Below are 21,842 nucleotides of genomic sequence, written 5' to 3' on the forward strand. Positions count from 1 at the left end.
CCACGGTGTCGATCACACGCGAGGCCGGTTCAACAGCCGGGAGAGCACGATGGCGCTCTCGGTCCGTTCCACAGGAGCGGTGGCGCGCACGCGTTGGATGGCCTGTTCCAGGTGGGGGATGTCTCTGGCGAGCATGTGGACGACTGCGTCGGCGGCGCCCGAGACGGTGCAGGCTTCGACGACCTCGGGGATGGCCTCCAGAGCTTGGCGCAGTTCGGCGGGGGTGGGGTTGCCGGTGCAGTAGACCTCGACGAAAGCCTCGGTATGCCAGGCCAACGCCTGAGGATCGACGAGAGCGGTGAAACCGCGGATCGCTCCGGTAGCCACGAGGCGGTCGAGACGCCGCTTGGCGGCGGGCGCGGACAGCCCGGCCGCCTTGCCGATCTCGGCGTACGTGGCACGCGCGTCGTGCAGCACGTACCGGATGATCGCTTGATCGATGGCGTCCATGACCTCACTCCAGACGTCAGAACCTGCGGCCCAGCGCAAGAAATAGCCACGGACCCGCTGACATTGCAAGAAAGCGACAGTAGGCAGCAGCAAATGGTGATTGCTTGTGCTATCCGCGGAACATAGTCTCCGGCTTGTCCTGATGTCACGTGCTGGGAGCAGTGTTGAGATGACAGCAAGCCTGAGCGATGTGGAAGCCTCGGCACTGGCCGCGGTGGACGAGGCGGCCATCGCCCGGTCGCTGCTGGAACTTCTCGCTGTTCCGAGCGTGACGGGGAGCGCCGCGGAGTCCGAGGTTCAGCACGTCCTTGCCCGGCATCTGAAGCGGATGGACCTCGATGTCGACCTGTGGTCCATGAACCTGCCCGAGCTACGTGACCATCCCCGTTTTCCCGGCAGCGAGGCCCCGCGCACCGAGGCGTGGGGGTTGGTGGGTGGCACGGTGCCCCAGGGCGACGGGCCGACCCTGATCCTCCAGGGGCACGTCGACGTCGTCCCTTCCGGAGACCTGGCGCGTTGGGAGGGTGACCCCTTCCGCCCTCGGGTTACCGGGGACGTGGTGCACGCACGAGGAGCGTGCGACATGAAGGCGGGGGTGGTGGCGATACTCGCCGCCCTGGCCGCGATACGGGAGGCGGGCGCAAGGTTGCGCGGCCAGGTGTCCGCGCATTTCGTAGTCAGCGAAGAGGACGGGGGACTCGGGGCGTTCGGCACCCTCCAACGCGGCTACACCGGCGACGCCTGCATCATCACCGAACCGACCAGCGGCGCGGTCATGACTGCGAACGCCGGCGCCCTGACCTTTCGCATCCAAGTACCCGGCCGGGCCACCCACGGCAGCACCAGATACGTGGGAGTGAGCGCCATCGACGCATACCTGCCCATCCACCGCGCGCTCGCCCGTCTGGAAGCCCGCCGCAACGTCGGCGCCGACCCGCTCATGTCCGAATACCCCATCCCCTACCCGCTGTCCGTCGGTACCGTCCATTCCGGCGACTGGGCCAGCAGCGTGCCCGACCTCCTGGTGGCCGAGGGGAGACTGGGCGTCCGGCTGGGCGAGGATCCGGCCCAGGCACGCACCGAACTGGAGGCGTGCGTGGCCGAAGCCTGCGCGGCCGACCCCTGGCTGCGCTCCCACCCCGCCACGGTGACGTGGCCCGGCGGGCAGTTCGCCAGCGGACGGCTGCCGGCCGGGCATCCGCTTGCGGCCCAGGTCGCCGACGCGCACGCCGACGTCACCGGCGGCCCGCGACCTTCTGAGCGAGGCGCCCCCTACGGCAGCGACCTGCGACTGTACTCCGGGGCGGGCATCCCCACGCTGCAGTACGGCCCCGGCGACGTACGCCTCGCACACGGTCCGCAGGAACAGGTCCGCGTGAGCGAAGTCGTCACCGTCACCCGGGCACTGGTGCTCGCCACACTGCGCACGGTCGGCACCAAGTAGCAGCCCCCAGCCTCACCCCCTACCGGCTGCTTGTGACCCGGTGGAAGTGACTGTTGCGGCGAGCCGGAGGCGGTCGCAGGGGTGGACAGCGGCGGTTCCGACAGTACGGCAGTCCTCGGCCACCGGCCCGAGAGCGATCACCGCAGTCCTCTCACCACGGCCCAGCCGCTCACCTGCCTCGTACCGGATCCGCTCACGAAGCCGTCGCCTCTCGGCGGTCAGCCCGCCACCCTGCGTGTACCGCATACCACCGGCCTACCGCAGGGATCACCACCCGTCACCACCCCCGACCACACCCCGAGGAAGTCAGTAATCAACAGGCCCGGTAGCGATCAAGACTCGCGGACCGATCAACCCACCTGCCCGGGCACGTCCTTCATCTCTCACATCCCCTCCAACGACTCACAACCGCACTGCTCCGCCCTCCGGGTTTAAGGACGGGATCTGACGTCATTTCTCGTGAACATCCACGGCCCCGCCGACCGCCCACCGCCACCCAAACCGATGGACAAACGCTGCTGCTTGAAGTGAACGAAGCCAGTGAGCGTTGTCGGGGTGGCGGAGCCGCAGCTTGTTGATCACGCGTCGTGCATTGCGCGCCGTGCGTCAACGACAAGGGCAGGGCCGGCGACCGTAATCACTCCTCAACCGCCGCGCCGCCACGGCATAGACGCTTCCCGCGTCCGTGGCACACCGTCCGGTGCAGTGGTGGCACGCGCGGCGAATCCACCCACCTGAACACCCCTGCCTGCCAACACGACACCCGGGTACCTCGGCGGCCTAACCCGCATCGGTCCCCATGAGCCCATACTGGGAGTGATTGCCCGATGACTGGATTCATCAGCGTCCGGAACATGGTCCACTGGATCTCCAAGCAAGGGATCGCACCGATCTTGACCGGCATGGTTGATGCGATAGAGCACGATTTCCGCCGCTGGCCGGTGTTCGACAAGACGGAACGCGTCGCGAGCCACACTCCCTTTGGCGTCATTGAACTCATGCCGATCGCCGATCCGGACCTCTACAGCTTCAAGTACGTCAACGGACACCCGTTCAACCCCGCTCGTGGATACCAGACCGTCACCGCGTTCGGCGTCCTCGCCGACGTTCACAACGGCTACCCCGTGTTCATTGCGGAGATGACGGTCCTCACCGCGCTGCGGACCGCCGCGACGTCGGCGATGGCCGCACGCGCTCTCGCCCGACCGGACTCGGCGGTCATGGCGATGATCGGTGCGGGAAGCCAGTCCGAGTTCCAGGCGATCGCGTTCCGCGAGGTGCTCGGCATCCGGCAGCTCAGGGTCTACGACATGGATCCCCGGGCGACGGAAAAGTTCGTACGCAACCTGACTCCACTCGGATTCGACATCCAGGTCTGCGCCTCCGCCTCGGAGGCGGCTCGTGGCGCCGACATCGTTACTACCTGCACGGCGGACAAGGCGCACGCGACGGTGCTGTCCAGCTCAGACGTCGCTCCGGGCGTGCATATCAACGCGATCGGCGGTGACTGTCCGGGCAAGACGGAACTCGACCCCGCGATCCTGCGCCGAGGCACTGTCTTCGTGGAGTTCGAGCCGCAGACCCGCATCGAGGGAGAGATCCAGGCGATGCCGGCAGACTTCCCGGTGACCCAGCTGTGGAAGGTTCTGGCTGGGAAGGCCGCCGGTCGGACCAACGACGACCACATCACCGTGTTCGACTCCGTGGGGTTCGCCATCGAGGACTACTCCGCGCTGCGATACCTGCGTGAGTGCGTGAACGGCACCTCGCTGTGCGAGGAGATCGACCTCGTCGCCGACCCCGACGACCCCAAGGACCTCTTCGGCTTTGCCTTGTCCCCCAGCCCGGTCGGCTGAGCCCACCGAATCGCCAGTAGTCACAACCGAGGCCGGTTGAGCAGCCGGGAGAGCACGATGACGCTCTCGGTCCTGTCGACGGGGGCGGTGGCGCGTGCCCGTTGGATGGCCAGTTCCAGATGGGTGATGTCTCTGGCAAGCATGTGGAGCACTGCGTCGGCTGCTCCGGAGACGGTGCAGGCTTCGACAACTTCGGGGACGTCTTCCAGGGCTTGGCGCAGCTGGGCGGGGGTGGGGTTGCCTGCGCAGTAGACCTCGACGAACGCCTCGGTGTGCCAGGCCAGCGCCTGGGGGTCGACGAGAGCGGTGAAACCGCGGATCGCGCCCGTTGCCACCAGGCGGTCGAGACGCCGGTACCCCCGACAACACCCCGAGGAAGTCAGTAACTGGCCGACTATGAGGATGTCGCCGAGCAGGAGCGCGCTCGTCTCGCGCAGTTCCTCGCGGTCCTCCGCGACGAGGTCCTCTCCCGACAGGGCGGCTTGGGCCACGGCCTCGACGCAGAACTGGCGCGCGTACGCATGCAGTCCGCCCACCACCTCCTCCGTCGCCTCGCGCGCGTACAGCAGGGCAGCCTGGACCGGGACGACTGCCTGGATTCGCGCGCTGCCCTCGACCTGGAAGGGGCCGCGGGCCAGCTCAGCGCGCTGCGCCGACAAGTTCTTGATCAGCTGATCCAGCCGCTCAAGTGCGGCGAGGCGGTAATGGACGTCGGTAGGGGTCTCAGGTGTGGACACAACGAGAAATATCGGACACCCCCCGCCCGAGCAGTCGGGTGCCACGCGGCGCGCTCTGCCTTTCGGGGTCGTCACCTCTCGGTGTGCCTGTCGTCAAACGAACGAATGACGACAGGCGCGGCGGGCGTCCAATGGACCCGGACTTTTCGGGGCTCCGATCCAATGAGATCCGATGACGGCTGATGACAGGGTTTTCTGACAGCTAGGGTCTGATCCGCCGACAGAAACGGGGGCAGCATGGCCAACCTGGTCTACAAGCGGGTGTCGACCGACCAGCAGTCGACCGACCGTCAGAACCTCGTCCTCGCCGAGGCCGGGATCGAAGACCCGGTCGTCTTCGAGGAGGACCCCGGCACCTCCAGCCGCCTTCACCCGCTGGAACGACCGAAGTTCAGCGAGCTGCTCACCTACGCGCGGCCGGGCGACACCGTGCACATCTCCGAGATGTTCCGCCTCGTACGCGGCACCGGGCACATCCTCGACGTGCTCGACGTCCTCCACCGCGACCGCCTCGCCCTTCGCATCCACGACGGCGCCTTCTCCGCCATGGACCTCACCGCCCGACACCCGCGCACCGGAGAACTGCTGTCCACCGTGAAGTTCATGGTGCAGACCCTCGCCGCCGCCGGCGAACTCCAGCGCGACCTACAGCGCGAGTTGACGTACGACGGGCTGCGGGCCGCCGAGGCGAAGGGCAACAAGGGCGGACGCCGCCCCGTCGTCACGGCGGCGAAGGCCGCCGCCGTACGCGCCGCGTACCTGGGCGGCCAGTCCATCGCCGCCCTGGCCCGCGATCACCACGTCAGCCGCGGCGCCATCCGTACCGCCGTCGCTGACCTCCTGCCCGAGCACGTCGCCGCCGACGCCCCGTTCCGGCCCCTGAGCTGCCCATCACCCTCGACATGCCGGGCAAGGTCGCCGACTTCCTGCGTGCCACCGAACTGGACGACGCCGAGCGGGCCGCACTCGACCACGGCCAGGCCGTACGACGCGGCACGGGCTACACCCTGCGGGTCACCGCCGCACCCGCGCTTCACCGCCAACTCCTTAACCGCTGCCAGAGCCTGGACGGTGCCGGAGCCATTCCGGCCCAGCGCAAGGCCCGCCGTGAGTACGAGAACCGCGTCAGCACCCTCGGCGATCCACGGCCTGAGCATCACTCGTAGCTACCTTGCCCCTGGGGACAGAGCTGGGAGTCCAGGGCCGGTCCAGATCGAGGACAGCGATTCCGGGGGGCGCCGTCCATATCGGCCTCCCCACAGGAGGGCCGACGGCTGTGCGGGACCTCTCGCTGTCCGCATTGCGCTGCTCCGCAGCTGGCCGATCATCTCGCTGACACCGCCATAACCTGCGTGGCAGGGTCGTCGATGATCGTGAACAGCCTGACGGCGAGGTGTAGTTCGTGGAAGCACGAATGTGGGACGCACTGGTCGACGTGATGAAGAGCGCGTACACCGCAGGACTGGGCGAGGGGACCGTGCCACGGCCGGTCATCATGCCGCTGGTGCGCGGCGAGCTGGTGGGGCTGATATGGGTACGCCCGTCCTGCTCGCCTGGGAGACCCACGACGTCGCCACCGCCTGCAACCTGCCCGTCGTCGGTCCGGCCCCGTGCCTGAACATTGTGGCCGCCACCCGGGAGGGCCACGTGCTGCACCAGTTCCTCTACACCGAGCAGCTCCTGGCCCGCAGCCCCGAGGGCTGGGCGTCGGTCGCCCCCGACGGGCGGCCGGCCCCCGCGCCGCAGCCCGGCGGCGAGCTGGTGCCGCCCATCCAGTCCGCGGTCGACTTCTCCTTCACCCCGATCGGGCTGGACCATCCCGACGCGTTCGGCGTCACCGTGATCCTGATGGAAAAGGGGGTCTTCAAAGTTGAGCGGTGCGGAGGTGTCCGCGGGCTCGGCGGGTGGTGACGCAGCGTGTGCGTAGGCGTTGGTCCTCTGCGTTGCGGAAGCCGAACGCGTTGCGGGTGACCAATTAGCGGTCGAGTCGTCGCGGGGCTCCGGGCGGCCAAGTTCTTTGAGCCATCCAACGGCGACAAGCTCACAGCCATACCCGAAACCCCCGCGCCCGCCGATCTTACGAATGACCGACTCAGACCCACGCTTGGAAGGTAGGACAAGCTGAGCACCACGCGCGCGTGCTCACCGGCGCCGCCGCCCCGGGACGGGGTCTCCCGGCCATCCCGTACGATCGAGGGATGAGCACGCGGATCGCCTTCCTCAAGGGGCACGGCACCGAGAACGACTTCGTGATCGTCCCGGACCCCGAGAACGCCATCGAACTCTCCCCGGCCGCCGTCGCCGCCCTGTGCGACCGCCGCGCGGGCATCGGCGGCGACGGTCTGCTGCACGTGGTGCGGTCCGCCGCGCACCCCGAGGCGCAGGACATGGCGGCCGAGGCGGAGTGGTTCATGGACTACCGCAACGGCGACGGCTCCGTCGCGGAGATGTGCGGCAACGGCGTCCGGGTGTTCGCGCGCTACCTCCAGCACGCCGGGCTCGTCACCGAGGGCGGTCTCGCGGTCGCCACGCGCGGCGGCGTGAAGCGGGCGCACCTCGACAAGGAGGGGGACGTCACCGTCGGCATGGGCAGGGCCCGCCTGCCCGAAGGGGACGTCACGGTGAGCGTCGGCGAGCGCAGTTGGCCCGCGCGGAACGTGAACATGGGCAACCCGCACGCCGTCGCCTTCGTGGCGGACCTCGCGCACGCGGGCGAGCTGTCCGCCCCGCCGCCGTTCAGCCCCGCCTCGGCCTACCCGGACGGTGTCAACGTCGAGTTCGTCGTGGACCGCGGCCCACGGCACGTCGGGCTGCGCGTGCACGAGCGCGGGGCCGGCGAGACCCGCTCGTCCGGCACGGGCGCGTGTGCCGTCGCCGTGGCGGCCGCGCGCCGGGACGGCGCCGACCCGGCAGCCACCGGTGTCCCGGCGACATATGTCGTGGACGTCCCCGGCGGACGTCTGGTGATCACCGAGCGGCCCGACGGCGAGATCGACATGACCGGGCCCGCAGTGATCGTCGCCACAGGCGAGATCGACGCGGAGTGGCTGGAAACAGCCGCCCGCTGAATCCGTCTTGAGCGGTGCATCTCGTCACGCGCGCTGACTGTTCGTCACGGCGTGTGATGTGCATGGCGAGACTGGCTCCCGGACGCAGGACGCCCGTGGTCCTGGTTGATCATTCTGTTCTCTACACAGAAGGATCATTGGGGAGCCACGGGCTTGGTCAACGATACGACGTTGTTGCTCGGTCTCGACGGGGTGTCCGTCGTGCGGGTCGAGTCACTGGGCGACGGGACGCGTCGGGTGCACCTGATCACGGCGGACGAGGCGGCGCGGGCCTGCCCGTCCTGCGGGGTCATCGCCTCCCGGGTGAAGGGGCCGGCGGTGACCCGGCCGCGTGATCTGCCCTACGGGGAGCGGAGGCTGGAGTTCTTCTGGCACAAGCGCCGCTGGTGGTGCCGCGAGCCGAAGTGCCCGAGGAAGTCGTTCACCGAGAGCATTGCCCAGATACCGGCCGGGGAGCGGGTCACCGCCCGGTTACGGGAGGCGGCCGGGCACCGGGTACGCGATGCCGGCTCCACGGTCATCCAGGCCGCCCGCGACCTGCATCTGTCATGGCCAACGGTGATGGGTGCCTTCCGCACATCGGCGCGCGAGGTCACGGGCGCCCCACTGCCCGAGGTCAGGGTGCTGGGCATCGACGAGACCCGGCGGGGCAGGACGAAGTGGGAGCAGGACCCCGACACCGGCAAGTGGCACCTGGCGCGGGACCGGTGGCACACCGGCTTCGTCGACGCCCTCGGTACCGGCGGACTGCTCGGCCAGGTCGAGGGCCGCACCGCCGCCGACGTCCTGGCCTGGCTCGCCACGACACCGCTGACCTGGCGAAAGAGTATCCGCCACGTCGCCATCGACATGTCAGCCACCTACCGCGCGGCGGTCCGCACCGGCCTGCCGCACGCGATCGTGGTCGTCGACCACTTCCACGTCGTCCAGCTCGCCAACAAGATGCTCTCCATGGTGAGGCGCCGCACCACCGCCGAGATCCGGGGCCGACGTGGACGCGCCACCGACCCGGAGTGGAAGGCCAGACGACGGCTCCTGCGCAACCGCGGGGATCTCACCGACGACCAGTTCGCCACCATGTGGAACACCCTGCTCGCCGAGGGGAAGATCGGGCGGACGCTGCTGACGGCGTGGATTGCCAAGGAGAACCTGCGCAACCTCCTCGCCCTGGCCCGCACCGGGGCCGACCGCCACCAAGTCGGCCACGCCCGCTGGAAGTTCCTCACCTGGTGCGCGGACTCCGACATCCCCGAAGTCTGTACCCTCGCTACCACCGTCGACCGCTGGTGGACCGAGATCGCCGCATTCATCGACACCGGCCACAGCAACGCCAAGAGCGAGGGGATCAACCGCGTGATCAAGCTCGTCGCCCGCAACGCGTTCGGCTTCCGCAACGCGGACAACCAACGGCTACGGACACGCTGCGTCACCACCCGTCGAGCCCGCAGACACCTCCGCACCGCTCAACTTTGAAGACCCGGAAAAGGACGGCTACCGCGTGCGCCTTACCGAAGCCTTCGCCCGCTGACCCGGCGCGAAGAAGGAGAGGAAACCGTGCCCCGCAGTCTCGACGACGACGCATCTAGGCCTGACCGGCGGATCAGGCCGGCTGCAAGCAACGGCGCCTTATCAGTGCACGTGAGCGGGCTCTGGCGCGTGCAGCTGCAAGTGCGACTACGCCAACCCGATGGTCCCGGGCATCAGCCACCCGGGCCCTGAACACCACGGCCGCGTCGAGGACGAAGCCGACGGCTGACGTCACAAACTGAGTGGGGGCTGCCTGCTGCCGCAGGAGCCGGATGCTGTCGGGTTGTCGGGGTGTCCCGTGATCCAGGCCAGGCCCGCAGGGTCGAGGTGGTGGCGGGCGCGGGTGACGGCCACATAGGCCAGGCGGGCTTCTGACTCATCGATGGGGCCGGGAACAGGGTGGCCTGCGGCGTCGATTTCGTCGGTGTCGCGCGGCGGGGTGAAGTCGGGGGCGACACGCACGCTGGCCCATTCCCGGCCTTTGGCCTTGTGGGCGGTGGAGACCGTGACCTGGGCCTGCGCTTCGGGGACGAGGCGGTCGACGGCCTGGAGGATGGCATCGGGTCCGTGTTCGTCCACGAGGTTGGCGAAGGGTTGCAGGTCGGCGCCAGCAGGGTCGAGTTCGGCGTAGTCGCGCAGTTCGGTCCAGGTGGTGAACAGCACGAGTTCGGGGTGGTGGGTGCGCCGTCCTTGGATGAGGTCACGGGCGGCCTGAGCCAGGGCACGAAGGGCATCTCCGCCGCCGACCAGTGCCGTTGCGGTGCCGGCGTCGAGGAGGGCGAGGATTTCGGTGATGGCCCCGATGTTGGTGCGGCACAGGACCGCATCTGGGCGGCTCGTGTGGGGGCCGATGGAGGTGTGGATGTCGGTGGTTCCGGTGAGTTGGATGGGAGCACCGCTGAGCGTGAGCCAGCGGTTTGCCTCGGCGGCGAGTTTGGGACCGAAGCGGAAGGAACGGGTGAGGGTGAGGTGGCGGGCTTTGAAGCCGGTCATCACGTCTTGGGCTCCTCGCCAGCCGTAGATGGCCTGGGCTGAGTCGCCGACCATGACGATCTGGGTGTGATCCCTTTGAGCCAGGACGATCTGCTCGAGGACGGGGTTGGTGTCCTGAGCCTCGTCCAGCAGCAGGAAGTCGCCCTGTAGCACGGGGTCAGTCAGGGCCCACATCTTGAGGTAGTGGTCGTGCTCGAAGCGCACGGTGCCCGCGTTCGGGCTCTGCAGGTCGTCCCAGGCCTTGGCGGCATACGGCAGCAGGAGGTCGGCAAGCTCCGCGTGGGCGTCGTTGCTGTCGATGCCGCGCAGTGGCGGTACGTGGTGGGGGGGCGAGTTCGGTGTCGGCGGACTGGCAGTAACAGGTCACTGTCCGCAGCACCGTGTTCGACAGGGTGGCGGGCACGAGATCGCGACCGTGAATGCGGGCAGGGGTGTTCAGGCCCAGGTCCTGGCCTACCCTCCAGCCTGGCCTGCGGGGGCTGTTGAGACGGTCGCGGTATCGGTAGCCGAGGGCGGCGTACGCCAGGGAGTGAGCGGTCTTGCACTGCACGGATGCGGGGAAACGAGTGGCGGCATCCAGGGCGATGGCCCGGTTGAAGGCGAGGTAGCGGCCGCGGCGGGCGGGCATCTGCTCGGCCAGAAAGGCGAGCGTGGACGTCTTGCCGGTGCCGGCGCCGGCCTGGATGACGAGATGCTCGCCATTGCCGAACGCCTGGAGGGCGGCGGCCTGTTCATCGGTGGGGGCGAAGGACATGTAAGGGGGTCTCCGGACGCCATGACGGCCCACACCACGCACCGGACGGGCGAAGGAGGAGCCTGATCTCTTGGGGCAGATGCCGGAGTGAAAAGTGCCAGCAAACACGCCCACTGCCCATGTGCACACCGTCCGGTCCCTTCGATCGAGTGCCAGGAAGCGGACGGATGTATACCCATCGGGCAGGCGTACGACAGTCGTGTCCCCTTTGGGTGACCGGCGAGCAGGTGTCTCAGCGTTCGGAGCGTGGGGGTTCGTGGCCGGTGCACAGCGGGTCGAGGAGCTCACCCAGGGGGACGCTGAAGGCGTGAGCGAGGGCGTGCCAGGTGCCTAGCGTGCCGATGGTGCGGCCCTGTTCGATCTCGATGAGGGTGCGCCGGGACAGCCCGCTGCGGGCGGCGAGCCGGTCATAGCTCCAGCCGCGCTCCGCACGCAGCCGGGAGAGGGACTGCCGCAGCGCCATCGGGTCGGGCTCTGGCGGCGGGGAGATCGTCACCCAACCATCCGACGGTGCAGAACCCTGCCCTGACAGTGCAGACCTCTGCCCTATTTGTGCGGATGCGGCGGCATCTCCACCAGGGCACAGGTCTGCACTACGGTGTCCGCGCCCGGAGCCGCCCGATGAGGTGGACCAGGGACTGCCCAATCACGGCTTGGAGGGAACCCATGACCACCGCCCTGCCCTCACGTGCGTGGAGCGTCGCGATCAGTAGTCCGGCCGGGCAACCTGCGCTGACGTGCAGTGCCTGTCCCTTGTCCGTTCCGGTTGCCGGGGCTACCGGAGCACCAGAGGTCCGCCGGCACCTTGCGCGCCACCTGGCCGAGCCCCAACTGCCCGCGCACCTGCGAATTTGTCACTGTCGTGAAAGGTCCTGCGCGTGGCACCGACGGCAAGGGCCGTGCTCTGGCCCTCTTCGACTCCTGCTCATCCGGGCGGATCACGGCCGGACCTGGCACCTCGCCGACACCTGTAGTACCTGCGCCGCTGCAATCCCCCACGCCGCGACCGTTCCAGAACCCCCCGCACACATCACCGCCGACGCCGGTACACAGGCCCCCATCGGTAGAGCCACAGCAGACGTCCCAAGCGAGCACAGCGAGTGGGTCGAAGTGCCATGAAGAACTTCTTCTCCGGCCCTGTCTCCCGCTCCTCGTGTCAGCTGTCGTCGAAGTGCGTCATGGCCGTCCGAGCGGCCTCCGCGACCTTGGTACCGAACAGGGTTGGTCTCATCTCACGGCCGCGCTCAGCTCGCTCGATCAAGGTGTGGCCCAGTTCCCGTTCGAGCTGATTGACCTTCATGATCAGCGTGGAGGAATGGATGCCGAGGGCTTGGGCCGCTTTCCTCATCGTGGCGTAGGGCAGTGCGGCGACGAAGAGCTCCAACCGTTTCCAGGCATAGGGGCCGGTCAGAGCGTCTTGCAGGAATGCCGGGACGCGGGTGGCCCAGTCAGGTGTGCGGTAGGCAGCAGCATGGCCTGCTCCGCCACGGCGAAGTGGGAGCTCGTGGCGATGCGCCCAACGGATCATGTTCGTCGGGCTCATTCCCCTTTCGCGGGCAAGTTCAGTCAAGGGCCGACGGTGAACGACGTACTGCTCGAAGAGCCAGTCTCGTTCAACAGGTGCGCAGTTGTCGTAGTCCTCACGTCTGCGCATCGGGATGCCGTACTCACGGGCGAGACGGGCCAGCGCCTTGAGCGAGAAGCCGGTGAGGTTGGCGATCTGCGGCAGAGAGCGGTGTTCGTCGAGATAGAGCCGGGCCAGTCGTTCCTTCGGCAGGGTCTGCATGGCCTTGGAGTAGTTCTCCCTGGCTGTGCCCTGGGCCGTGGTCGGCTGTGGCAGAGGAGCGGGGTGTTCCCCAAGGAGGTGCCGGACGGCTTCGACAGAAGTGTCAAGGATGTCGGCTGCGTACTGGACGGCGTGCCTGCGCTGATGGATGAGGCGGTGCAGATGGGAGACGTCGACCTGGTCCGGGTCAGGACCGGGTAGGACAAGCCCGTCCAGAAGAGCCTTGGGCGGCTGCCAGGTGACCGGCTCATTGCGGACATGCTGTGTGGCAAGGAAGGCCCGTGCCTCAGCGTCGAGTTCCTGCGCCAACTGCGGGCTCTGCAGGGCGATGAAGCGGAAGTATTCCGTACGGAACAACGCCTCGCCATGGCTCGGGGCACCAGGTGCGGATTCGGGCGGTAGTCCGCTGATGCGCCGGAAGAGGTGGCAGCGGATGATCTGTTCGCGGCGGTCACCTCCGGGGTGCGTGCCGGTGCGGCGGCAGATCTCCCCCCAGCGTCCGGTCGGCAGCAGGCTGGTGTAGTCGAGTCTCCGCCGCCGTCCATAGTCAATGGGGACATCAGCGGCATCGAGGTAGTCGGCCAGCCTGATCAGAGCGGCGGCGATGTGGATCCACTGCGGCTGGTCGTCCAACCGCTGCAAGGCCTGGGAGACGTCCACACGATCGACCACCGATCCCAGAAGGTCGGCGGCGGTGTCGAAGTCGGTGCGGCTGTCGACGGTCAGCAGAGCGGCGGCCAGGGCGGGCGCCAGGATGCGCAGGACGGTACCGTCGGGCGGGGTAAGCCGGAGGGTCCACAGGTTCCAGAACATGCTGGGGATCTTCCGACTCCGCCGTGTGATGTCCTCGCTCTTCGCCATCGGCGGCCTCGGGACCGGCGACGCCATGCGGTGCCGCAGATAGTCGGCGGGGCGGAGAAGTGGTGCCGCTGCTGCCAGTTGCACGCCTGTGAAGACTGGGGTCACTCGGCGCCCCCAGCTCTTGATGTGTCCGATGCCGGCCTCGGAAAGGTCGGTGTACATAGCCGCGAGCAGGTCTCGCATCGCCTCGCCGGCCTGGTGGATGTCCGGCTGGTCCAGCATGCTCAGCGCGACGGTGACGGCGGTCGCCGCACTCGCGGCTCTGGGCGGGGCCATGAAGCCGGGCCGGTCGCCGGCCGCAGCGAGCGCGCCGCCGGAGTCGGGACGGAGGTGGGCGTCGGTGATGTCAGCTGGGGCCCATCGGGTGAGGTCCTTGGCGGAGAGGTTGGACAGCACGCGTCCACAGATGGCACGAATGTCACTCAGCGCGCCCGCCGCTGGCTGCGGTGCGAGTGCGTACGCGCCGAAAGTGGCTGTGCCACTCTCGATGATGTCCATGACGAGCGCCTGGGCGGCCGTTGTTGGATGTCCAGCGGGCAGGCGGAGGGTGAGCGTCTGTGTGAGGTCGTGACCGCAGCCGCTGGTGAAGGGACCGCCCGGGGCAGAGGGAGCGTTCCCGCAGTACCTGGGCCTGGGGATAGATCGCGGGCTTCGGGGCCGTTGACGGGGGATGCGCCCGCAGCTTGGACAGCAGTCGGCCAGCAGCTGGTGGTGTCGCAGACAGGCGAAGGACCAGCCCAGTCGCCAGGACAGCATCCAGCGGCCATCGGATTCCGCCAGGCAATCCGGGCAGAAGCGGGAGCCGGCGCCTCGCCCCCAGAGCACCCAGCGGTTGACGAAGCGACGCTCGCTATTGATCTCCAGGGCCCGCTGGTCGTAGTGCCGCAGCGTCATCTCATGGAGGTGGGCCTCGTCCAGTCCCGTCGTCGCGGACAGAGCGGCGGCCTGTTGCGGGCCCAGCAGGATCGTCCAGTCCGGCGGGATGCCGAGCAAACGGTTGCCAACCTTCTGTAGAGGTGGCAGGCCGATGCTCTGCATCACCTCGCCCAGTGGCGTCCGAAGCAGCTGAGCGAGGGCCTCCAGCCAGGAGTCCAGGGCCTCGCCGGGAAGCGGGGCTTGGCGCAGCGGCAGTAAACGGGCCTGCCTCATGCCACGGTCTTCGCCGACGTGGCCTTCGCGGTGCGGGGACGGGGCTTGGTCGTCATACGCTTGCGGGCGAACTTCTTCTCCAGCACCTTGCGCGCCCGCTCCGCCCCCGCATCGAGTTTCACCTGGTTCAGCAGGTCCTCGTCGAGGAGTTCGGCGCCGGTGCGGGCGGCACGCTGGCAGCCTCGGTTGATGAGCGTCATCAACGAGCCGATGTGGCCGGTGGTGCGGATGTAGAGGTAGTCGGACAGGTCATCGGCGAGCATGCCAGGGTACTTCTGGGCGAGGACGAGCCGCTGTTCGAGCCCCAGCATCAGCTTGCGCCACTGGCGCCGCTCCTTGTCGTTGTTCACCGAGTAGGCGTCCATGGTCAGCGGGGTGGTGCGGCGTGCGGTCTGGGCGAGGGTGATGTCGCCGCGGGAGTCGGCCTCGGAGTAGAGGCCGCGTCGCTCGAGCTCGACGCCGATGAAGATGAGGGTGACGGGGAACTCGTTCGCGATGTGCTTGAAGTGGTTGCTGACCTCCTTGCCGTTTTTGTCCTGCCACTTGAGGAAGTGCAGGTCATCGATGATCAGCAATTTCGTCTCGCATTCCAGGACGCAGTCCAGGGCGCGCTGGACGAACAGTGCGGCCGTTCCGCTCGTGCGGCCGGGGTGTGCGTAGAACTCCAGCAGTGCTCGGTTGAAGTCCTTCATCCCGATGTTGCTGGTGAGCCCGACCCTGCAGACGGGCCAGCGTTCGTGCCCGGAGGCGGTGAAGGCCCCGGCCCGGGCGATCTCCTGCTGGTGGTACTTCAGTGCGAAGTCGAGTACCGCCGTGGTCTTTCCGAGCCCAGGAAACGCGTCCACAGCGACGGCTCCCTTGGCCTTGTCGCCGTCCTGCTGATTGCTGGCGATGATGTCCCACAAGTCCTCGTGTAGAGCTTCGAGTTGGGGAGTCTTGAGCGGTCCGAGGTTGGCGTGCCAGACGCTGCGGAGGTGGTCGTACTCCAGCCGTGCCGCCTCGCCCAAGTCGGCGATCTGCTGGGGTGTCAAGATTTCCGGTCGGACACGACGGGGCGCCTCGGCCAGGGCCCGCAGCCCCTCCTTGCGGGAGAGCGTGAGGTTGTCCAGCGGGGGACGCGTGCCCTCGGCTGGCTCGGCGGGACGGGGCGGCATCATGCGTCCTCCAAGGCGTCGTCGTAGAAGTCCCCGTTGTCGTCATCATTTGGGCCGTCGAGTTCGTCGTCATCGTCGTCATCGCCGGCTACCGGGCCTTCGTACGGCTCGGCCTCGTCTGTCTCCTCCGGGTCGTCTTCCTCGTCATCGGTGGCCCTGAGGATCCGGGCGACAGAAGGCAGCAGGCGTACGTCGTCCGCGACGGTCTCCGGAAGGTCGAAGGCGGACTGCTCGCGGGCCTGGCGCAGGGCGAGGCGCCGCTCAGTCATCGTCAGCCCGAGCCCGAGGTGCCAGCGGTCAAGGAGTTCCGCGACCGCGGTCTCGTCGTCGGGGAACGGGTACTTCTGGCCCGCGACCTTCCGGGCGATCTCGATGGCCCCCTGGCTGATCGGGAACTTCTGTGCCGGGGCGTGCTCCCACTCCAAGGCGTGCCAGCGGCGGGTGTCCGGACGGCGGAAGTAGATGAAGTTGATGTTGTCGGGGTCGACTTGGATGGGCCACAGGCCCTTGGCTTTGGGGCCGGTGTACGGGCTCGTCTCGCCCCGGTAGCCGTCCAGCCCCGGGCCGTTGTAGCGGCATTTGCGGATCTCGACGCCGTAGTGGTGGGTCTGCTTCCACTCTGTCTTCAGGAACTCGAAGCCGAGGTCCGGATCGCGGGGCACCTCGATGTATCCGGCACGGGCGATGCCGTGCTCGAACATCTTCGCCGGCGAGAGGTTCAGCCCTGGCACGTAGGCGTCGACGAGCCCCCTATGTGGCCTGTGGTGGTACGTGCATGCCACCCATTCCCGGATGATCGCCTCCAACTCATGGAGGAAGAAGAACGCCTGGTCCTCCGGACGCTCGCCACGCGAGAACAAGTCAGGCCCCTTGTAGCCGGGCAGATCCTGAAGCACCCCCTCGCGCACGGTCTTGAAGAATCGCTCCAGCGGTCCCTTGTCCCGGCCCGTTCGCAGCCGGGCCGGCTGAATGGACAGACCCAGACGCTGGCAGACAGAGGTGATGTGTTCGGAGATGTAGGGCTTGCCGTGGTCGACGACGATCGTCTCCGGCACCAGCGCCGGGGACGCGACACCGCGTGGTGTGCCCTCCGCCGCCTCCTCATCCTCCTCGTCCTCTTCCGGGTTGAGCGCCTTGCGTTCGACGAAGACCGTGCGGGGAATGCCGTGGTCCGGCCACACCGCGTACGCAGGCCAGTCCTTACCTGCCGGGCGGGGACGAAAGGTCTGGAACATCACCGCCGCGACGTCGATCGACGACGTAGACACCGGGGTCACCCGCAGCCCCGTGATGCACCTGTCGTACCAGTCCATCGCGGCCGTCAGCTCGGCCTGGACCCACTTCATCGTGATCGGGTCCATCGCGAACACGTCGAGACGCGTCGTGTCCAGCAGCAGGTACTCGCCGGGCCTGGTCGGCCGCAGCTTCCCGTACGCGCCGGGTGGCCGGGCGGCGATGTCCCGGTTGCGTTTCGAGCTCAGCCGGAAGGTCGGCAGCCGCCGCTCCAGCTCCTGAAGCCACCGGTACGCCGTCGCGCGGCCCGGCAGCTTCACCTCACCCTCGCCGTAGCGGGCGACGAGGCGCGGGCCGACGGCACGGATCACCTTCCCGCGGGTCGGCTTCGACTCCTTCCCGTGCTCGGCCATGATCTCCAGGGCCATCTCCACCCACCGCACATCGGCCCGACCGAGCCCGCCCATGTCGCCGTTCCCGCGATCCGGGCCGCCGTGTACGAGACCGGCCTCCCGGTCGGTGTGGAAGGCGCGCACCCACCGCTTGATCGTGCGTACGCTCACGCCCAGCTCCGTCGCCTTCGCCTCGTATCGCTCCAGCTTGGGCACGGTGGCCGCGTACTGCGGCCGGGGCTCGCCCAGCTCCGGCAGCTCGTCGCTACCCGACCGGAAGCCGGTCAGCACCTCGTTGATATGGGCAGCCCGCTCCCTGACCTTTTCCAGCTCCTCCTCGCTGAGCTGAGCGAGCAGCACCGAGGCCGTCTCGCGGTCGTCGTCCGAATCTGGACCCGGCTCGGTCGCGATGACCTGGTCCCGGCCGGCGGCGAACACCTCACGCAGCGACAGCCGGAACCGGCGCCCCGGACCATCCCGCACCAAGACCTCGTTGCCGGCCGCCGAGCCGAACATCTCCTCCACCACGACGACTTCGCCGTCGTACCTCAACCTCGTACCAACGCCGACACGTACAGCAGCTCCGGTCACATGCCCTCCCCTGCTGGACTTCTGCACCAGACAGATCAATTCGCCCTCCGCGCCATCGGGTTCGGGCTCCTCGACGGGGCGTGGCAGGTCACGCCGACCGGCCCCGACCACTACGGCCCCGCCCTTGTGCAGCACGTGGCGCTCGGACAATGGCTCCGCCAAGTCCGTCACGAGGTGCTGACACCACAGCAGCCGCAGGACAGCGGCCCTTACGCGCCAGTCCGAGTGCTGAGGGAAAGCACAAAATGCCTCGCCCAGCGTTGCCCCGTGCAGATCCGTCGCCCGGATCTCCGCGAGCAGGTCCGGGTCGAATAGCCAGTCACGGCGATAGCCGGCGAGGAAGCGCAGGTTCGCCAACTCCGCCTCCGGCGGCTCGGCCCAGACCTCGAAGTCCCAACCGCGTGACAGCACGACCTCACGTGCCCAGCCGAGCGCGAAGTTGACCTTCGGCCGGGTAAGCAGGTGCCCCGGCTTGACGTCCACGACCAGGGGCACATCGTTCTCGCGCAGAACGAGGAAGTCAGGTACATGGTGGCGTCGGTGGCCGTCGACGGTAGTGGACAGGAGGAATGGCTGGGCGTAGACCGCCGTCACATCCGGGTCGAAGTCGGCGTAGAGAAGGCGCGTCAGCTCGAGCCGGGACTCGTAGACAACGTGGTCGCGCATGGTGGAAGACCAGTGCGTGCCCGAGTAGTGCCTCTGCCCGTAGCGCCAGCGGAATGTCCGCCATGGCAACGAGGGCTCGAAGACATCGGCGCCCGTCGTCGACCAGGCCAGATCCTCGTCGATCTCCCCGTCGGTACGACGGAGACTCATCGAAACTTCGCCGACGACTCGCGACATACCCCACCCCCGAGCAGCGAGAGCGGGGAGCTGAAACCCCGGTCTCGATCAGCTGCGACGTCTCCACGATCAGGGTGGAGATCGCTGCTGCATAGATCGCGACCGGGATCAGCACTACGACGAGTGAACGATCACACGGGAGTTCGTCTCACGATGCCGTCCCTTGGGCCAGACAAAGGCCACGGTCAACGAGAAAAGGACACGCGAAACGCGAACCTACAGTTCGGGGGTCACGTCTGGGCCATGTCCACGAAGCGGGAGTAATGCCCCTGGAACGCGACCGTGATCGTGGCCGTCGGACCGTTACGGTGCTTCGCCACGATCAGGTCCGCCTCGCCCGCGCGCGGGGACTCCTTCTCGTACGCGTCCTCGCGATGCAGCAGGATGACCATGTCGGCATCCTGCTCGATCGAACCTGATTCACGCAGGTCCGAGACCATGGGCTTCTTGTCCGTGCGCTGCTCGGGACCACGGTTCAGCTGGGAGAGCGCGATCACCGGGACCTCCAGCTCCTTGGCCAGGAGCTTGAGGTTTCGCGACATGTCCGAGACTTCCTGCTGGCGGCTCTCGGCACGCTTGGAGCCGCCCGACTGCATCAGCTGGAGGTAGTCGATGACCACCAGCTTCAGGTCGTTGCGCTGCTTCAGGCGGCGGCACTTGGCGCGGATCTCCATCATCGACAGGTTCGGCGAGTCGTCGATGTAGAGGGGGGCCTGGGAGACGTCGGGCATCCGGCGCGCGAGGCGGGTCCAGTCCTCGTCCGTCATCGTCCCGGAGCGCATGTGGTGCAGCGCCACACGGGCCTCCGCCGACAACAGACGCATCGCGATCTCGTTGCGCCCCATTTCGAGGGAGAAGATCACGCTCGGCAGGTTGTTCTTGATCGACGCGGCGCGCGCGAAGTCCAGGGCCAGGGTCGAGTTGTGCGTGGGAACCATCGACCGGGTGGCCAGGTACATGTGATCCGGATTGTCCACCTGGACACAGCGGACCGGTACGCTGTCGATCTCCCGGGCACCGGTGATGTAACGCTGTGTCAGCTTCGGTGTTCCAGAACGCCTGCGCATCTCGTGCACTCGCCGCTTCCGCTCCAGCCCGAACACATCGTCAGTCGGCGTGAAAGTGACGAGATATGCGGTCGACGACTCCGCAGAGCGTCCCCTGACCTGCCTGGTCCTCATGCCGCAGCGATAGCCAAGACTGACAACCAGTTCCCGGAATCCTTCCGCCAGGGCCTTGTTGGTGACCGTGAGCTGCACCGATCCGGTGTTCGTGACGGTTCCATCCGTGTCCAGGAGCCCGGCGAGGAGTGCCCTCCGCTGGGCGACGGAACTGCGTAGGTACTCCTGAGGAATGTGCTTGTTCCCTAGGACACGCATGTCGCGGAGCACGACGCGAAGGCTGCCATGGTTTCTGGTACAGGTAGCACAGCGCGGCTCGGAGCAGGGCGAGAAACAGCGCTCGCCGCAGTCGACGCACGCGGCTTGAGGGACGGGCGCAGAAACGAACCGCGCTTTGCCCCCACACGATTTCCCGCAGCTCCGCACGTGGGCGAGCTTGGGCACGAAGGTCTTCCCGCACACAACGCAGGAACGCTCGAGCAGCTCCGGCTTCTCCACCGAGAACCGCAAGGCGTAGGTGATCGATGTGCCCACGCGGCGGGCCTCGAATCCCTCTTCCGCGATACGCTGCACGATCCACGGGGCCGCCGAAGTGATCCTCGCAGCTTCGCTGTGGCCGTCACCGAGCCACGCGCCCAGCGTGTAAGGCGGGACGGGCAGGTCCCGGTGGGGGAGATCGAGAGAGGCTGCGTTCTTCACGGTGTGGTTCCTGCGCCGGTCAGCGGTGTCGCAGTGCAACGTCTCAGCGATTTCCTTGGTCGTCTTGACCGAGGCGAAGGTGCGCTGATTGCGGGAACGGTTGTAGCCGCTCGCTGCGGCCTGAGCCGACTTGCGTGAGGCCCGCGTATCGGTGAGCCACTGGTGATCCGCATCGGCGACGACCGTGGTGCCGTCGTCGAACGACAGCTCGTAGCAGGATCGCCCCGTCATCACATCGGTAGCGGCCACCACTCGTGTCGGCTTCCCGGAAGCGTCGAGCAGGTAGTCGCCGGGCTTGACCTCGCCCATGGTGGTCCACCCGGTCGGAGTGGGCAACGGAGTGTCGAGCGCGAGAGCCTTGCCCATGGCGGGACGGGCGGCGATGACGATCATCTGGCCCGGGTGCAGGCCGTTCGTCAGGGAGTCGAAGTCGGTGAAGCCCGTCGGCACACCGGTCATCTCGCCGCTGCGCGAGCCGATCGCCTCGATCTCGTCGAGAGCGCCCTCCATGATGTCGCCGAGCGGCAGGTAGTCCTCACTCGTCCGCTGCTCGGTGACGGCGTAGATCTCGGCCTGAGCGGAGTTGACGATCTCGTCGACGTCGCCGTCCGCCGCGTATCCCATCTGCGTGATCTTGGTGCCGGCCTCCACGAGCCTGCGCAGCACCGCGCGCTCGTGGACGATCTCCGCGTAGTACGACGCGTTGGCGGCCGTCGGCACCGACTGGACCAGCGTGTGCAGATAGGAGGCCCCGCCGACCCTGGTGATCTCGCCACGCTTGACGAGCTCGGCCGCGACCGTGATCGGGTCGGCCGGCTCTCCCTTGGCGTAGAGGTCGAGGATGGCCTGGAAGACGGTCTCGTGGGCCGGCCGGTAGAAGTCGTGGCCCTTGATGATCTCGACGACATCGGCGATGGCGTCCTTGGACAGCAACATGCCGCCGAGGACTGACTGCTCGGCGTCGAGGTCCTGCGGAGGCACGCGCTCGAAGCCGGGACCGCTGTCCCAGCCGGTGCTGTCCCGGCCGCGGTCGTGCTGGTCGTCACGGCGGCTGTCACTGCCACGGCGGCGGGATGCGGGGAGACGGTCACCTGGAGTATCGGCCGCCCACGGGTCGTCCAAGGGCTCGGAAATGCTCACCCGCGGCCACCTCCTCCGTCCGCTCCGCGGACCTTTGCCGTGGC

The 21,842-nt window shown here is 67.9% G+C and carries 13 protein-coding genes and 1 pseudogene; 6 read left to right on the forward strand and 8 right to left on the reverse strand.

The window, feature by feature from the left end; all coding sequences use genetic code 11:
- Positions 1 to 12: 12 nt before the first annotated feature.
- The gene (locus ACH5AF_RS17965) at positions 13 to 450 is read right to left on the reverse strand and encodes an Lrp/AsnC family transcriptional regulator (protein ID WP_398902600.1); all 438 of its coding nucleotides are present in this window, start codon (positions 448 to 450) and stop codon (positions 13 to 15) included.
- 169 nt (positions 451 to 619) lie between these two features.
- Here ACH5AF_RS17965 and ACH5AF_RS17970 point away from each other — a divergent pair, with 169 nt between their 5' ends.
- Both ACH5AF_RS17970 and ACH5AF_RS17975 read left to right on the forward strand, forming a co-directional pair.
- Positions 620 to 1,894, forward strand: coding sequence for an ArgE/DapE family deacylase (locus ACH5AF_RS17970; protein WP_398902601.1), 1,275 nt, complete (start codon positions 620 to 622; stop codon positions 1,892 to 1,894).
- Between the two features lie 827 nt (positions 1,895 to 2,721).
- Positions 2,722 to 3,750: an ornithine cyclodeaminase gene (locus ACH5AF_RS17975; protein WP_398902602.1), complete on the forward strand. Its 1,029-nt coding sequence runs from the start codon at positions 2,722 to 2,724 to the stop codon at positions 3,748 to 3,750.
- A gap of 20 nt (positions 3,751 to 3,770) precedes the next feature.
- On the opposite strand, the gene ACH5AF_RS17980 is transcribed toward ACH5AF_RS17975, so the two are convergent.
- The gene (locus tag ACH5AF_RS17980) at positions 3,771 to 4,487 is read right to left on the reverse strand and encodes an Lrp/AsnC family transcriptional regulator (protein ID WP_398902603.1); all 717 of its coding nucleotides are present in this window, start codon (positions 4,485 to 4,487) and stop codon (positions 3,771 to 3,773) included.
- Positions 4,488 to 4,724: 237 nt separating this feature from the next.
- Here ACH5AF_RS17980 and ACH5AF_RS17985 point away from each other — a divergent pair, with 237 nt between their 5' ends.
- The 4 genes from ACH5AF_RS17985 (at position 4,725) to ACH5AF_RS18000 (ending at position 9,028) form a co-directional block, all read left to right on the forward strand.
- On the forward strand, positions 4,725 to 5,834 hold the full coding sequence (locus ACH5AF_RS17985; RefSeq protein ID WP_398902604.1) for a recombinase family protein: 1,110 nt from the start codon (positions 4,725 to 4,727) through the stop codon (positions 5,832 to 5,834).
- 183 nt (positions 5,835 to 6,017) lie between these two features.
- Positions 6,018 to 6,398: a hypothetical protein gene (locus tag ACH5AF_RS17990; RefSeq protein WP_398902605.1), complete on the forward strand. Its 381-nt coding sequence runs from the start codon at positions 6,018 to 6,020 to the stop codon at positions 6,396 to 6,398.
- 287 nt (positions 6,399 to 6,685) lie between these two features.
- A complete protein-coding gene (gene dapF / locus ACH5AF_RS17995) occupies positions 6,686 to 7,555 on the forward strand; it encodes a diaminopimelate epimerase (RefSeq protein ID WP_398902606.1) in 870 nt (289 codons plus the stop codon).
- Between the two features lie 153 nt (positions 7,556 to 7,708).
- The gene (locus tag ACH5AF_RS18000; RefSeq protein ID WP_398902607.1) at positions 7,709 to 9,028 is read left to right on the forward strand and encodes an ISL3 family transposase; all 1,320 of its coding nucleotides are present in this window, start codon (positions 7,709 to 7,711) and stop codon (positions 9,026 to 9,028) included.
- A 285-nt stretch (positions 9,029 to 9,313) separates the two neighbouring features.
- On the opposite strand, the pseudogene ACH5AF_RS18005 reads toward ACH5AF_RS18000, so the two are convergent.
- From ACH5AF_RS18005 to dnaB, 6 genes and pseudogenes are all read right to left on the reverse strand, one after another.
- Positions 9,314 to 10,829, reverse strand: a pseudogene (locus ACH5AF_RS18005) (UvrD-helicase domain-containing protein).
- 232 nt (positions 10,830 to 11,061) lie between these two features.
- The gene (locus tag ACH5AF_RS18010; RefSeq protein ID WP_398902793.1) at positions 11,062 to 11,292 is read right to left on the reverse strand and encodes a helix-turn-helix transcriptional regulator; all 231 of its coding nucleotides are present in this window, start codon (positions 11,290 to 11,292) and stop codon (positions 11,062 to 11,064) included.
- A 693-nt stretch (positions 11,293 to 11,985) separates the two neighbouring features.
- Complete coding sequence (locus tag ACH5AF_RS18015) at positions 11,986 to 14,625, reverse strand: TniQ family protein (protein WP_398902608.1); 2,640 nt, start codon at positions 14,623 to 14,625, stop codon at positions 11,986 to 11,988.
- Positions 14,622 to 15,782: an ATP-binding protein gene (locus tag ACH5AF_RS18020; protein ID WP_398902609.1), complete on the reverse strand. Its 1,161-nt coding sequence runs from the start codon at positions 15,780 to 15,782 to the stop codon at positions 14,622 to 14,624. The genes ACH5AF_RS18015 and ACH5AF_RS18020 overlap by 4 nt, the downstream gene beginning before the upstream one ends.
- The gene (locus tag ACH5AF_RS18025; RefSeq protein WP_398902610.1) at positions 15,779 to 18,811 is read right to left on the reverse strand and encodes a TnsA-like heteromeric transposase endonuclease subunit; all 3,033 of its coding nucleotides are present in this window, start codon (positions 18,809 to 18,811) and stop codon (positions 15,779 to 15,781) included. The genes ACH5AF_RS18020 and ACH5AF_RS18025 overlap by 4 nt, the downstream gene beginning before the upstream one ends.
- A gap of 257 nt (positions 18,812 to 19,068) precedes the next feature.
- Entirely contained in the window at positions 19,069 to 21,798 is a 2,730-nt protein-coding gene (gene dnaB, locus ACH5AF_RS18030; RefSeq protein ID WP_398902611.1) for a replicative DNA helicase, read from the reverse strand.
- Between the last annotated feature and the right edge of the window lie 44 nt (positions 21,799 to 21,842).

The sequence above is a fragment of the Streptomyces sp. NPDC018833 genome (assembly GCF_044390825.1).
Taxonomy (GTDB): Bacteria; Actinomycetota; Actinomycetes; order Streptomycetales; family Streptomycetaceae; genus Streptomyces.

Coding starts and splice junctions, on each gene's coding strand:
- ACH5AF_RS17965 (WP_398902600.1), bottom strand. CDS start 450: ATGGACGCCATCGATCAAGCGATCATCCGGTACGTGCTGCACGACGCG.
- ACH5AF_RS17970 (WP_398902601.1), top strand. CDS start 620: ATGACAGCAAGCCTGAGCGATGTGGAAGCCTCGGCACTGGCCGCGGTG.
- ACH5AF_RS17975 (WP_398902602.1), top strand. CDS start 2,722: ATGACTGGATTCATCAGCGTCCGGAACATGGTCCACTGGATCTCCAAG.
- ACH5AF_RS17985 (WP_398902604.1), top strand. CDS start 4,725: ATGGCCAACCTGGTCTACAAGCGGGTGTCGACCGACCAGCAGTCGACC.
- ACH5AF_RS17990 (WP_398902605.1), top strand. CDS start 6,018: ATGGGTACGCCCGTCCTGCTCGCCTGGGAGACCCACGACGTCGCCACC.
- dapF (WP_398902606.1), top strand. CDS start 6,686: ATGAGCACGCGGATCGCCTTCCTCAAGGGGCACGGCACCGAGAACGAC.
- ACH5AF_RS18010 (WP_398902793.1), bottom strand. CDS start 11,292: ATGGCGCTGCGGCAGTCCCTCTCCCGGCTGCGTGCGGAGCGCGGCTGG.
- ACH5AF_RS18015 (WP_398902608.1), bottom strand. CDS start 14,625: ATGAGGCAGGCCCGTTTACTGCCGCTGCGCCAAGCCCCGCTTCCCGGC.
- ACH5AF_RS18020 (WP_398902609.1), bottom strand. CDS start 15,782: ATGATGCCGCCCCGTCCCGCCGAGCCAGCCGAGGGCACGCGTCCCCCG.
- ACH5AF_RS18025 (WP_398902610.1), bottom strand. CDS start 18,811: ATGAGTCTCCGTCGTACCGACGGGGAGATCGACGAGGATCTGGCCTGG.